The organism is Pseudomonas sp. C2.3V, assembly GCF_058536325.1.
The window spans coordinates 1-12,944 of sequence record NZ_JBZUBN010000001.1 but is presented as its reverse complement, the minus strand read 5'-3'; the positions used below and the strand labels follow the sequence as shown (position 1 = coordinate 12,944).

The following is a 12,944-nucleotide window of genomic DNA, read 5'->3' as shown; positions in this document are numbered from 1 at the left end:
CCGAACAGACCAGGCATCACACTTGGCTGGATATGAATGGTTGACCACACAAGTGCATGGAATACGCTCAGTACCAGCGAGGCTCGCCATCCGGGCGGTTTTTGAAGCGCTTCATGCTCCACATGTATTGCGTAGGGTAGGTACTGACGTAACGCTCCAGCGCCTTGCTCATGGCGGCCACGGACACTTCCGGATCCTTGTCATACATTTCCGGTGGAGCAGCCTCGAGAATCACCTTGTAGCCACTGCCATCCGGCAGGCGCACCGCATGGAAAAACACACCCCGCGCCTTACCCTTGGCCAACAGCGACGGCACAAATTTGCTGGTTAGCGCCGTAGTGCCGAGGAAGGGCACGAACAGCCCCGCACTTCGGCTAGGCTCGGGATCGGCCGGAATACCCACAGCGCCGCCCCGACGCACCTCCTTGATCACACTGATGATGCCTTCCGGGGTAGAAGGTGCCACACGGTTGCCCAGTTGAACCCGCTGTTTCTTCAGGAGCTCATCCACTGCTTTCAGCTTGGGCGGACGGTAGAAAATGATCGGCTTGGCATGGGAGCAATAAAAGTGGTTGAGCAACTCCCAGTTACCCAGATGGCTGGTAATGCCCACCAGGCCATCGCCTGAAGCCAATGCCTCCTGCAGCACGTCCATGCCTTCCACTTCACGAATCAGCTTGAGCGAGCGCTCTGCTGGCCAGATCCAGGCACAGGCGCTTTCGGTCAGGGTCTTGCCGATACCAGCCAGGCACTCCTTGGAGAATTGCTCCAGCGCTTCGCCCTCAAGCTCTGGATAACAATGGGCCAGATTGATCCGGGTCACCTTGCCAGCACGTGTCGGCAGTTTCCACATGCACCAGCCAATGAAGGAACCCAGCCGCTGTACCATGGACCAGGGCAATAGGGCCAACAGACGCAAGAAGCCGACAATCAGCGCGCCTTTGAGCTTTTCCAAGAGCAACTCCCACAAGCATAAAATCCACTATTGTACTGCCGCACGCCGGGGCTGATCAGCCTTTCGGCATCTGATCACCACATAACACGGCGTAACGGTCGCAGTCCGTCGTGTGATCCATCACCAGCCCGGCGGCCTGCATATAGGCATAACAGATGGTCGGGCCGACAAACGTGAAGCCTGCCTTCCTGAGCGCCTTGCTCATCGCCTCAGCCTCAGGCGTGATGGCAGGGACCTCGCTGCGATCGCGGAAATGGTTGATCTTTGGCTCACCACCGACGAACGACCAGAGAAACGTCACCGGATCCTCCAGGCGCAGCCACGCCTGGGCGTTTTGCCGGGCAGCCTTGAGCTTCATCCGGTTGCGAATGATGCCTGCATCCTGCATGCGTATCTCAATCTCCTCATCGGTCATGGCCGCCAGTCGCCCAGGATCGAAACCGAACAGCACTTCCCGATAACGGGCGCGCTTTTTCAGAATGGTGATCCACGATAATCCCGCCTGGAAGCCTTCCAGCACCAGCAACTCGAACAGCCGCTGCGGATCTTTCAGCGGTATTCCCCACTCCTCATCGTGGTAGGCGATATACAGCGGATCGTCAGTACACCAGTAGCAACGCGGCATGAGGGCTCCCTAATGGTCAGAACAGGCCGTTCACCTAAATATCATCCGAGTCTAATCGGTTATACTGCCTGACTTTTACCGTCTCCAGCACAGGTGAACGCCGTGACTTCGACTCCACCCGCCGTGCGCACCTTCCAGGATCTGATCCTCGCCCTGCAAAACTACTGGGCGGAGCAGGGCTGCGTTGTTTTGCAGCCCTATGACATGGAAGTCGGCGCCGGTACGTTCCATACCGCCACGTTCCTTCGCGCCATCGGCCCGGAAACCTGGAACGCCGCCTACGTACAACCCAGCCGCCGTCCAACCGACGGTCGCTACGGCGAAAACCCCAACCGCCTGCAGCACTACTACCAATTCCAGGTAGTCCTGAAGCCCAACCCGGAAAACTTCCAGGAGCTTTACCTCGGCTCCCTGAAGGCCATCGGCCTTGACCCGCTCGTCCATGACATCCGCTTCGTGGAAGACAACTGGGAATCGCCCACCCTGGGTGCCTGGGGTCTGGGTTGGGAAGTCTGGCTGAACGGCATGGAAGTTACCCAATTCACGTACTTCCAGCAGGCCGGTGGCATCGAGTGCTATCCAGTGACCGGTGAGATTACCTATGGCCTGGAACGTCTGGCCATGTACCTGCAGGGCGTCGACTCGGTCTATGACCTGATCTGGACCGATGGTCCATTCGGTACCGTGACCTATGGCGACGTGTTCCATCAGAACGAAGTGGAGCAGTCCACCTACAACTTCGAGCATGCCAATGTGCCCAAGCTGTTCGAGCTGTTCGACTTTTACGAGTCGGAAGCCAACCGCCTGCTTGAGCTCGAATTGCCGTTGCCGACCTATGAAATGGTGCTGAAGGCCTCGCATACCTTCAACCTGCTGGATGCTCGCCGCGCCATTTCTGTAACCGAGCGCCAGCGCTATATTCTGCGCGTTCGTACCCTGGCCCGTGCTGTGGCGCACAGCTACCTGAAGGCCCGCGCACGCCTTGGCTTCCCCATGGCCACGTCCGAACTGCGTGACGAAGTACTCGCCAAACTCAAGGAGGCCGAACAATGAGCGCCCAGGATTTCCTCGTCGAGCTCGGTACTGAAGAGCTGCCACCCAAAGCCTTGAAAAGCTTGGGTGAGGCGTTTCTCGCCGGTATCGAAAAAGGCCTCAAGGCTGCCGGGCTGAACTATGGCGGTACCCGTTACTACGCTGCACCGCGCCGTTTAGCCGTGCTGATCAACCAACTGGATGAGCAGCAACCTGATCGCAGCGTCAATCTGGACGGCCCGCCGGTCAAAGCAGCCTTTGATGCCGACGGCAACCCTACACAGGCGGCGCTGGGTTTCGCCCGCAAGTGCGGCGTGGATATCAGCGAAATCGACCGTAGCGGTCCGAAGCTTCGTTTCTCCCAGACAATTCAGGGTCAACCAGCCGGCACCCTGTTGCCAGGGATTGTTGAAGCTTCCCTGGGTGAACTGCCTATTCCCAAGCGCATGCGCTGGGCCGCCCGTCGTGAAGAATTTGTTCGTCCGACCCAGTGGCTCGTCATGCTCTTTGGCAATGACGTACTGGATTGCGAAATCCTGGCCCAGAAAGCCGGCCGCGAATCTCGCGGTCACCGCTTCCATAGTCCAGGCAGCGTAAACATCACGGCTCCCGCCAACTATGCTGAAGACCTTCGCGCAGCTTATGTGCTGGCCGATTTTGCCGAACGTCGCGCGTTGATCGAGCGCCGCGTCAATGAGCTGGCTGCCGAGCAGCAGGGCAATGCCGTCGTGCCGGCAGGTCTGCTTGATGAAGTGACTGCACTCGTCGAATGGCCGGTACCACTGGTGTGCTCGTTTGAGGAACGTTTCCTCGAGGTTCCCCAGGAAGCCCTCATCGCCACCATGCAGGACAACCAGAAGTACTTCTGCCTGCTGGACGCCAACGGCAAGCTTCTGCCGCGCTTCATCACGGTGGCAAACGTCGAAAGCAAGGACCCAATCCAGATCGTTTCTGGAAATGAGAAGGTTGTTCGCCCGCGTCTGACCGATGCCGAATTCTTTTTTAAACAGGATAAGAAGCAGCCGCTGGAGCACTTCAACGAGCGATTGAAGAATGTGGTCTTCCAGGCTCAACTTGGCACTGTCTATGAGAAGTCCGAGCGTGTTTCCCAGCTGGCGGCATACATCGCCGAACAACTGGGCAGCGACGTAGAAAAAGCAGCACGTGCAGGCATCCTGGCCAAGTGCGATCTGGCTACCGAAATGGTAGGTGAATTCCCTGAAATGCAGGGCGTCGCCGGCTATTACTATGCACTGCATGGCGGTGAAGCCGAAGACGTTGCGCACGCGTTGAACGAACAATACATGCCCCGCGGTGCAGGAGCTGAATTGCCTCGTACCGCTACAGGCGCCGCTGTTGCATTGGCAGACAAGTTCGATACCTTGGTTGGTATCTTCGGCATCGGCATGCTGCCCACCGGTAGCAAGGACCCGTTCGCCCTGCGCCGTCAGGCCCTGGGTGTGCTGCGCATCCTGATCGAAAAACAGCTGGACCTCAGTATTCCGGCTGCGATCGACAAGGCCATCGAACTGTACGGTAATAAGGTCAAAGCGGGCGATCTGGCTCAGCAGGTACAGGATTTCATCTTTGACCGCCTGCGCGCGCGCTATGAGGATGAAGGCGTTGCCGCTGAAGTCTATCTGTCTGTACGCGCCCTGAAACCCAACTCGGCACTGGACTTTGATCAGCGAGTGCAGGCCGTTCAGGCTTTCCGTGGTTTGCCGGAAGCCGCTTCGCTGGCAGCGGCCAACAAGCGTGTATCCAACCTTCTAGGCAAGGCCGAAGGCATGGTACTGGCCCAGGTCGATGCCAAGCTCTTCGAACACGATGCCGAGCGGGTATTGCTCGAAGCAATCACTGATGCCGAGCAGAACGTCGAGCCGCTGTCACTGGCACGTAACTACCGCGAAGCACTCAACCGCCTGGCAAGTCTACGTGAACCGGTCGATAGCTTCTTTGATCAGGTACTGGTAAACGCTGAAGACGAGCATATCCGCGCAAACCGCTATGCGCTCCTGGCACGTCTACGGGCGCTGTTCCTGGGCATTGCCGATATCTCGTTGCTGGGTTGATCGATATGAAGCTGATCGTGCTGGACCGGGATGGCGTCATCAATCAGGATTCCGACGCGTTTGTTAAATCGGTCGAGGAATGGGTTCCGATCCCGGGCAGTATCGAAGCCATGGCCCGATTGAGCCAAGCCGGCTGGAAGGTGGCGATTGCCACCAACCAGTCCGGTATTTCGCGCGGGCTGTTCGATGGCGAGACACTGGAGGCCATGCACGAAAAACTCAGGCAGCTGGTGAGCGGGCAGGGCGGCCATGTCGATCTGATCGTTCACTGCGCCCACGGTCCGGATGACGGCTGTGACTGTCGCAAGCCAAGCCCGGGTATGTTCCGCCAAGTGGCACAGCATTACGGCATGACCGACCTGACCGGGGTTCCTGTGGTCGGCGATAGCCTGCGTGATCTGACCGCTGGTATTGCCATGGGCTGTACGCCTTACCTTGTAAAAACAGGGAAGGGTGAGCGAACCTTGCAGAAGCCGCTCCCGAAAGGAACACAGGTCTTTCCCGATCTGGCGGCTGTTGTACAACATCTCCTACAGGACTAATCCATGCGCGTCCTGCGTACTGTGATCTTCTATATTCTCCTTGGCACCAGCGGCATCATCTGGTCGTGTGTATCCCTGCTGGTCGCTCCGCTGCTTTCCTATCGAGCGCGCTATCGCTTTATCGTCAAGGCCTGGACGGGTTTTGCCGTTTGGCTGGCCAAGGTGGTTTGCGGTATCCGCTATGAGATTTCAGGGCTTGAGAATATTCCCAAGACACCCTGCATCATCATTGCCAACCACCAGAGCACCTGGGAAACTTTTTTCCTGTCTGCCCTGTTTGAACCCACCTCACAGGTGATCAAGCGCGAGTTGCTCAAGGTACCGTTCTTCGGCTGGGCTTTTGCTTTGCTCAAGCCAATCGCTATCGACAGAAACAATGGCAAGGTTGCCCTTCAGCAGATTACCGAACAAGGCGGACGCTACATCAAGCAAGGCTGCTGGGTACTGATTTTTCCCCAAGGGACTCGTGTATCGCCGGGAGAGACTGGCAAGTTTTCTCGCGGTGGCGCTGCGCTGGCTTGTGCGTTGAACGTGCCGGTACTGCCTATCGCTCACAACGCCGGTGAATACTGGCCAAACAAGAGCTGGGTCAAGCGTCCCGGCACCATCAAAGTGATTATTGGTCCGGCCCTACCGCCCAATGGCTCTGATCCCCGTGCGATTGTAGACCTCAATAACCGTAGTCAGTCCTTTATCGATCAAGCGCTGGCCTCTATATCACCTGTGCATAACTCAGCGTTAACTGACCCTCCAGTCAGGCCCGCTACTAATAGTTGATCAGGTCAAAAAACAAAACCCGGGATAACCGGGTTTTGTTATGCACAGATGAAAATTATACAGAGGTCTGTTTCCATTCCTTTCGAAGCAAGTCATACATCATCACATCCTCGAATTGCTCTGCCTTGTGCATATCTTCGCGCCGGCACCCTTCGTAGCTCATGCCTAGCTTTTCCAACACTCTGATAGATGCACGGTTTCGCTTGAAGCACTCGCCGAAGATCCGATTGAGTCCAAGCGTAGTAAAACCATATTCAATTACCACCATTGCTGCCTCGCTGCAGTAGCCCTGATTCCAGTAGGCTTTGCCTATCCAGTAAGCCAAGCCAGCTTTTCGATGAGGAGAGCCGAAACCGCTCAGGCTTATCGTTCCAATCAATGCAGCATGTTCTTGAAGCACAACGGCCAGATTAAGGCTTCGTCCTTCCATAAACCAACGTTCATGATTGGAGATCCAGTGCTCTGCCAGTTCAAGGGTATAAGCCGAGGGCAGCGTCCCGGTCATGGAAGCAATATCGGGATTGTCAGCCAGCAGATAATGAAAAGGCGCATCGGCAGGGACATACGGCCTTAGCTGCAAACGATGTGTTTTCAACAAGGGAAGAGAAGACATGTGTTAACTCGACTGTGTATAACTCTGAGATATACACAAGCTGTGTTACCAGCAGATTTCCAACACAGCTGTGGGAAATCAACGCATGGTATTGGTGCTGTTAAAGTTAACCACAATAAAAAAGGCCAACGTTTCCGTTGGCCTTTTGTTTGTTACGTAGCGGTCAGACGTCCAGGTTTGATACTGCCAGGGCATTGCTTTCAATAAAGTCGCGACGCGGCTCTACCTGATCGCCCATCAGGGTATTAAAGATCTGGTCAGCAGCAATAGCGTCTTCAATCGTGACACGCAACATGCGACGTACATTCGGATCCATTGTGGTTTCCCACAACTGATCCGGATTCATCTCGCCCAAGCCCTTATAGCGCTGGATGCTGTAGCGTTTCGCTGTCTCGCCCATTAGCCATTCAAGAGCCTCACGGAAAGTAGAGACTGCCTTGCGGCGCTCGCCACGCTTCACATAAGCGCTGTCTTCAAGCAGGTTGTTGATCTGAGCGCCCAGCGTCGTGATCTGACGATAGTCATTGCTACCGAAGAAATCCCGGTTGAAGGTGACATAACTTGAGAGCCCGTGCGCTTTGGTCTCAACCTCTGGCAGCCAAAGATGACGTTCGCGGTCTTCACGCAAGTTGACTTCGTAGGCAAGACCGGAGCGCTCATTGGTCTTCAGACGCGTACGCAGCATGTCGATCCATGCGTTCATCGCCGCTTGGTCAGCCAGTTGCTCCAATTCAACACGAGGCAGGTAAAGCATGTGCTCGCTGATATCCGACGGATACAGGCGGGACAGCCGCTTGAGGGACTTCATCACCGTACGATAGTTGTTCACCATTTTCTCCAGCTCAACGCCGGAAAGTCCTGGAGCATGCTCATTCACGTGCAGGCTAGCATCTTCAAGGGCGGTCTGCGTGAGGTATTCCTCCATCGCCTCGTCGTCCTTGATGTATTGCTCCTGCTTGCCACGCTTGACCTTATACAGCGGAGGCTGAGCGATATAGATATAACCACGCTCGATTAACAGGGGCATCTGACGGAAGAAGAACGTCAAGAGCAGCGTACGGATGTGCGAGCCGTCAACGTCAGCATCGGTCATGATGATGATGTTGTGATAACGCAGCTTGTCGATGTTGAATTCTTCACGGCCAATGCCGCAGCCCAGCGCTGTAATCAGCGTACCGACTTCAGCAGAAGACAGCATCTTGTCAAAGCGCGCCTTCTCCACGTTCAGGATCTTGCCCTTTAGTGGAAGAATGGCTTGCGTACGGCGGTTACGGCCTTGCTTCGCCGAACCGCCTGCGGAGTCACCCTCCACGATGTACAGTTCTGACAGCGCAGGGTCCTTTTCCTGACAGTCCGCCAGCTTACCGGGCAGACCTGCGATATCCAGAGCGCCCTTACGGCGGGTCATTTCGCGTGCCTTGCGCGCCGCTTCACGAGCGCGTGCCGCATCGATCATCTTACCGACAACCGCTTTGGCTTCACCGGGATTTTCGAGCAGGAAATCAGCGAATTGCTTACCCATTTCCTGTTCTACTGCAGTCTTCACTTCAGAAGAAACCAATTTATCCTTCGTCTGGGAAGAGAACTTGGGATCCGGAACCTTAACGGAAATAATTGCCGTCAAGCCTTCACGTGCATCGTCACCTGTAGTCGCAACCTTGAACTTCTTGGCCAGACCTTCCGCCTCGATATAGGTGTTCAGGTTACGGGTCAGCGCTGAACGGAAACCGGCAAGGTGAGTACCGCCATCACGCTGAGGAATATTGTTGGTAAAGCAGAGAATGTTTTCGTTGAAACTGTCATTCCACTGCAACGCTACTTCCACACCGATACCGTCTTCGCGGTCACCTACGTTGAAGTGGAACACCTGATTGACAGGCGTTTTGTTAGTGTTGAGATAATCAACGAATGCGCGCAGTCCGCCTTCGTACTTGAACATCTCCTCCTTGCCCGAGCGCTCGTCTCGCAGCAGAATGCCCACGCCCGAGTTCAGAAAGGACAGTTCGCGCAATCGCTTGGCCAGAATATCCCAGCTGAAATGGATGTTACTGAAGGTCTCGGCTGACGGCTTGAAATGGATTTGAGTGCCGGTCCCGTCCGTTTCACCAATCGCCTTAAGAGGCTCCTGCGGAACGCCGTGGACATAGACCTGTTCCCAAACCTGACCGAGTCGACGGATCGTCAGGCGCAGCTCTTCAGACAAAGCGTTTACAACGGACACACCTACACCGTGCAAGCCGCCGGATACTTTGTAAGTGTTATCGTCGAACTTACCGCCTGCGTGCAGTACCGTCATGATGACTTCGGCTGCCGAAACGCCTTCTTCCTTGTGGATATCGACCGGAATTCCACGTCCATTGTCGCGGACGGTTATGGACTCATCCGTGTGGATCGTAATGGTAATTTCATCACAATGCCCCGCCAGGGCTTCGTCGATAGAGTTATCGACAACTTCGAATACCATGTGATGCAAGCCGGTACCGTCATCGGTATCGCCGATGTACATTCCCGGACGCTTGCGAACTGCATCCAGTCCCTTCAGTACCTTAATACTGGAGGAATCGTAAGTCTGGTTCTCGCTCATGCTTTACTCCCAACGCTTGGGGTCTGCGTAATGGATCCCTGTTCAACATGGAACAGGGCCACTGGCGTGTCGTCTTGCCAGTTGGATTCCAATGATTCTTTCTCGACACACGTGATGAAGATCTGGCAGTTAAGGCCTTCCAGCAAACGGCATAATGCCTTGCGGTGCTGTTCATCCAATTCGGAAGGCAAATCATCTACCAGATAGACACACTGGCCGCGCTTGACTCGATTGATTAATCTTCCCTGTGCAATTCTCAATGCACAGACCACCAGTTTTTGCTGGCCACGCGACAGGATATCTGCCGCGTTGTGGCTACCTAGCCTAATTCGTAGATCGGCTCTCTGCGGACCGGCCTGCGTATGTCCAAGCTGCATGTCTCGGGTCAAGGACGCCGTCAACACATCCTGCAGCTCGCGGTCTTTGTCCCAGCCGCGGTAATAACTGAACGTCAGGTTTTCAATATCGACTAGCTCTTCCAGAGCAGCCTGAAACTCAGGTTTGAGCTCTGTAATATAGGCTCGCCGAAACGCATCGATTTCGTTGCTGGCTTGCGTCAGTTCTCTGTCCCACGCCTGTTGCGAGGCAGGATCCATTTTACCATGTCGCAGCCATGAGTTCCGCTGTCTTAGCGCTTTCTGAAGCCTTTGCCACACTTGTAGAAAACGCGGTTCCACGTGGAACACACCCCAATCTATAAACTGCCGCCTGATCTTTGGGCTTCCTTCAAGCAATCGAAAACTGTCGGGATTGATCAACTGAATCGGCAGAGTTTCAGCAAGTTGGGCTGTACTTCGAGCATTCTGCCCATCGATACGAATAGTGAAATCACCATTACGCTCACGCTGGACGCCCAGACTACTGACGCCATCACTAGGCAAGCTGACCTGGCCAAAGACCGTACAGGCGGCTTGCTCGTTCTGGATAACGGGTGACAGTCGGGTGCTACGAAACGAGCGAGCAAGTCCTAGCAGATGGATACTCTCCAATACACTGGTCTTGCCGCTACCGTTGTCGCCGTAAAGGATATTGATCCGCGGGGAAGGCGTCAGCGTCACCGCGTGCAGGTTACGCACAGCGGTGACGGTCAGGCGGATAAGGGACATCGCGCCTCGAAATTACAGACGCATCGGCATAATGACGTAAGAGGACTCGTCATTGCCGGCTTCCTGAACCAACGCACTGCTATTGGAATCGGAAAGGGTGATGCGTACCTGGTCCGTCGTCATGACGCCCAGTACGTCGAGCAAATAGCTTACGTTGAATCCGATTTCCAGATCGGCACCAGCATAATCCACCTGCAACTCTTCTTCAGCTTCTTCCTGTTCAGGGTTGTTAGCCTGGATCTTCAGCTGATCGGTTACCAGCTGGAGGCGAATACCACGGTATTTTTCATTAGAAAGGATAGCCGTACGGCTGAACGCCTCCCGTAACAGCTGACGCTCACCAGTCAGAACCTTGTCACCGTTGCGTGGCAGTACACGCTCGTAGTCAGGGAATTTCCCATCGACCAGCTTTGAAGTAAAGGTAAAGTCAGCGGTCGTCGCTCGAATGTGGTGCTGGCCCAACGTAACATTGACCGGCTCCTCAGGCTCGAGCAGCAACCGTGACAACTCCAGGATACCTTTACGCGGCACAATTACCTGATGACGACCTTCGTACTGGATTCCCGCTTCCTGTACGCACATGGCAAGACGGTGCCCATCGGTCGCAACTGCGCGCAAATGGCCTTCGCTGACCTCAAGCAGCATACCGTTCAGATAGTAACGGACATCCTGCTGAGCCATGGCAAATCCAGTGCGGTCGATAAGACGGCGCAACTTGCTTTGCGGCAGGCTGAAGCTCATTGATCCGGGACCTTCCTCAACGGTAGGGAAGTCATTGGCCGGCAATGTGGATAATGTAAAGCGACTGCGGCCAGCTTTGACGAGCAGCTTCTGCTCATCGGTCCGGATATCGATCAGGGCATCGCTTGGCAAACTCTTACAAATATCCATGAGTTTGCGAGCCGGTACGGTAATCTCGCCAGGCTCAGCTTTGTCTTCGAGCGTTACACGGCCGATCAGCTCAACCTCAAGGTCAGTACCTGTCAAGGACAGTTCCTGGCCCTGGACCACCAGCAGCACGTTGGACAGCACCGGTAATGTCTGCCGACGCTCCACGACACCAGCCACGAGCTGCAATGGTTTCAACAAGGCTTCGCGTTGAATAGTGAAATGCATGGTCTTGTCCCTTGCCAAGTGCTTCTGATCAGGTCGTCAGTGTGCGCAATAGATTTTTGTAGTCCTCGCGAATATCAGCGTCGGACTCTCTGAGTTCGGCAATCTTACGACAAGCGTGCAGCACTGTCGTGTGATCGCGCCCGCCAAAGGCATCACCTATTTCTGGCAGGCTGTGATTGGTCAATTCCTTCGACAGGGCCATCGCCACTTGGCGAGGACGAGCAACGGAACGAGAACGTCGCTTCGACAACAGATCGGCGATCTTGATCTTGTAATATTCAGCAGCCGTTCGCTGGATATTTTCAATGCTAACCAGTTTGTCCTGAAGCGCCAGCAGATCCTTGAGCGACTCGCGAATCAACTCGATCGTAATTTCTCGCCCCATGAAATGAGCATGGGCGATGACACGCTTGAGTGCACCCTCAAGCTCTCGAACATTCGAGCGAATCCGCTGGGCGATAAAGAAGGCAGCGTCATGGGGAAGGTCTACCTTCGCCTGGTCTGCCTTCTTCATGAGAATGGCCACTCGCGTTTCCAGCTCAGGCGGTTCGACAGCCACTGTCAGCCCCCAGCCGAAACGGGACTTGAGGCGTTCTTCAAGCCCATCGATTTCCTTGGGGTAACGATCACTTGTCAGAATAACCTGCTGTCCGCCTTCAAGCAGGGCGTTGAACGTATGGAAGAATTCTTCCTGTGAACGCTCCTTGCGTGCGAAGAACTGGATATCGTCGATCAGCAGGGCATCAACGGAGCGATAAAAACGCTTAAATTCATTGATGGCGTTCAACTGCAGGGCTTTCACCATGTCAGCCACGAAACGCTCCGAATGCAGATACACAATCTTGGCATTGGGATTACGCTTGAGCAGATGGTTGCCCACTGCATGCATGAGGTGCGTCTTGCCCAAGCCAACCCCTCCATAAAGGAAGAGAGGGTTGTATCCATGCTTGGGGTTGTCCGCAACCTGCCAGGCTGCAGCACGAGCCAGCTGGTTGGACTTACCCTCGACAAAATTCTCGAAAGTAAAAGTACGATTGAGGTAGCTCGTATGCTTGAGCGCCCCTTCTACCTGAACGTTGCGCTCGGTCTTGTTGGCGACCAGAGGCGCCGGCTGCGGATCGGCATCATCAGCGATCGGCATCTCGATCTGCTGCACTGATGTTTCAGGCTCGGCAACCGGATCTCGACCCGTAGACTCAGGTAATGAAGGTGTAGTGGATACGACAGGAGCAGGCGGCGCCGTCATGGAAGGCGCTCGCGTAGGTTTGCTGCTCTTGCGACTTCCAATCAGCAGAGTCAGCTCGGGTACCAACCCATCATCGGATTGCTCCTCAAGCAGCTCGAGCAACCGGCTAACGTACTTTTCATTTACCCAATCCAGTACGAACCGATTCGGCGCATAAACGCGTAGCTCGGCTCCTTCTGCTTCTATTTGCAGAGGGCGGATCCAAGTATTGAATTGCTGAGAAGGCAGCTCATCGCGCAGTACATCGACACAGCGCTGCCAAAGTTCAACTGACAC

The 12,944-nt window shown here is 55.1% G+C and carries 11 protein-coding genes; 4 read left to right on the top strand and 7 right to left on the bottom strand.

From position 1 onward, the window contains the following. Window positions 1–67 precede the first annotated feature (67 nt). Entirely contained in the window at window positions 68–955 is an 888-nt protein-coding gene (locus AC4LF3_RS00055; RefSeq protein WP_010796354.1) for a lysophospholipid acyltransferase, read from the bottom strand. 55 nt (window positions 956–1,010) lie between these two features. After that, on the bottom strand, window positions 1,011–1,580 hold the full coding sequence (locus AC4LF3_RS00050; protein ID WP_286787330.1) for a DNA-3-methyladenine glycosylase I: 570 nt from the start codon (window positions 1,578–1,580) through the stop codon (window positions 1,011–1,013). Window positions 1,581–1,682: 102 nt separating this feature from the next. Between AC4LF3_RS00050 and glyQ the strand changes: the two genes are divergently transcribed. From glyQ to AC4LF3_RS00030, 4 genes are read left to right on the top strand one after another with little or no spacing between them, the layout of a single operon-like run. Continuing rightward, a complete protein-coding gene (glyQ, locus tag AC4LF3_RS00045) occupies window positions 1,683–2,633 on the top strand; it encodes a glycine--tRNA ligase subunit alpha (RefSeq protein ID WP_219651308.1) in 951 nt (316 codons plus the stop codon). Continuing rightward, window positions 2,630–4,684 carry a glycine--tRNA ligase subunit beta gene (gene glyS / locus AC4LF3_RS00040; protein WP_491834559.1) on the top strand — a complete coding sequence of 685 codons (2,055 nt, stop codon included), beginning with the start codon at window positions 2,630–2,632 and terminating at the stop codon, window positions 4,682–4,684. Before glyQ ends, glyS begins: the two co-directional genes overlap by 4 nt. A gap of 5 nt (window positions 4,685–4,689) precedes the next feature. Continuing rightward, the gene (gmhB, locus tag AC4LF3_RS00035; protein ID WP_491834558.1) at window positions 4,690–5,226 is read left to right on the top strand and encodes a D-glycero-beta-D-manno-heptose 1,7-bisphosphate 7-phosphatase; all 537 of its coding nucleotides are present in this window, start codon (window positions 4,690–4,692) and stop codon (window positions 5,224–5,226) included. Between the two features lie 3 nt (window positions 5,227–5,229). Further along, window positions 5,230–6,003 carry a lysophospholipid acyltransferase family protein gene (locus tag AC4LF3_RS00030; RefSeq protein ID WP_491834557.1) on the top strand — a complete coding sequence of 258 codons (774 nt, stop codon included), beginning with the start codon at window positions 5,230–5,232 and terminating at the stop codon, window positions 6,001–6,003. Window positions 6,004–6,058: 55 nt separating this feature from the next. On the opposite strand, the gene AC4LF3_RS00025 is transcribed toward AC4LF3_RS00030, so the two are convergent. From AC4LF3_RS00025 to dnaA, 5 genes are all read right to left on the bottom strand, one after another. Then, complete coding sequence (locus AC4LF3_RS00025; protein WP_491834556.1) at window positions 6,059–6,616, bottom strand: GNAT family N-acetyltransferase; 558 nt, start codon at window positions 6,614–6,616, stop codon at window positions 6,059–6,061. Window positions 6,617–6,779: 163 nt separating this feature from the next. Further along, window positions 6,780–9,200, bottom strand: a complete 2,421-nt coding sequence (gene gyrB, locus AC4LF3_RS00020; protein ID WP_491834555.1) for a DNA topoisomerase (ATP-hydrolyzing) subunit B — start codon at window positions 9,198–9,200, stop codon at window positions 6,780–6,782. Next, complete coding sequence (gene recF / locus AC4LF3_RS00015) at window positions 9,197–10,306, bottom strand: DNA replication/repair protein RecF (RefSeq protein ID WP_491834554.1); 1,110 nt, start codon at window positions 10,304–10,306, stop codon at window positions 9,197–9,199. Before recF ends, gyrB begins: the two co-directional genes overlap by 4 nt. A gap of 12 nt (window positions 10,307–10,318) precedes the next feature. After that, entirely contained in the window at window positions 10,319–11,422 is a 1,104-nt protein-coding gene (gene dnaN, locus AC4LF3_RS00010) for a DNA polymerase III subunit beta (protein WP_010796345.1), read from the bottom strand. Window positions 11,423–11,450: 28 nt separating this feature from the next. Then, on the bottom strand, window positions 11,451–12,944 hold a 1,494-nt coding region (gene dnaA / locus AC4LF3_RS00005; protein ID WP_491834553.1), incomplete at its 5' end, for a chromosomal replication initiator protein DnaA.

Bases quoted from the DNA above. Each gene is read 5' to 3' on its own strand.
- gmhB (WP_491834558.1), top strand. From the start codon at position 4,690: ATGAAGCTGATCGTGCTGGACCGGGATGGCGTCATCAATCAGGATTCC.
- gyrB (WP_491834555.1), bottom strand. From the start codon at position 9,200: ATGAGCGAGAACCAGACTTACGATTCCTCCAGTATTAAGGTACTGAAG.
- AC4LF3_RS00030 (WP_491834557.1), top strand. From the start codon at position 5,230: ATGCGCGTCCTGCGTACTGTGATCTTCTATATTCTCCTTGGCACCAGC.
- dnaN (WP_010796345.1), bottom strand. From the start codon at position 11,422: ATGCATTTCACTATTCAACGCGAAGCCTTGTTGAAACCATTGCAGCTC.
- AC4LF3_RS00050 (WP_286787330.1), bottom strand. From the start codon at position 1,580: ATGCCGCGTTGCTACTGGTGTACTGACGATCCGCTGTATATCGCCTAC.
- AC4LF3_RS00025 (WP_491834556.1), bottom strand. From the start codon at position 6,616: ATGTCTTCTCTTCCCTTGTTGAAAACACATCGTTTGCAGCTAAGGCCG.
- recF (WP_491834554.1), bottom strand. From the start codon at position 10,306: ATGTCCCTTATCCGCCTGACCGTCACCGCTGTGCGTAACCTGCACGCG.
- glyS (WP_491834559.1), top strand. From the start codon at position 2,630: ATGAGCGCCCAGGATTTCCTCGTCGAGCTCGGTACTGAAGAGCTGCCA.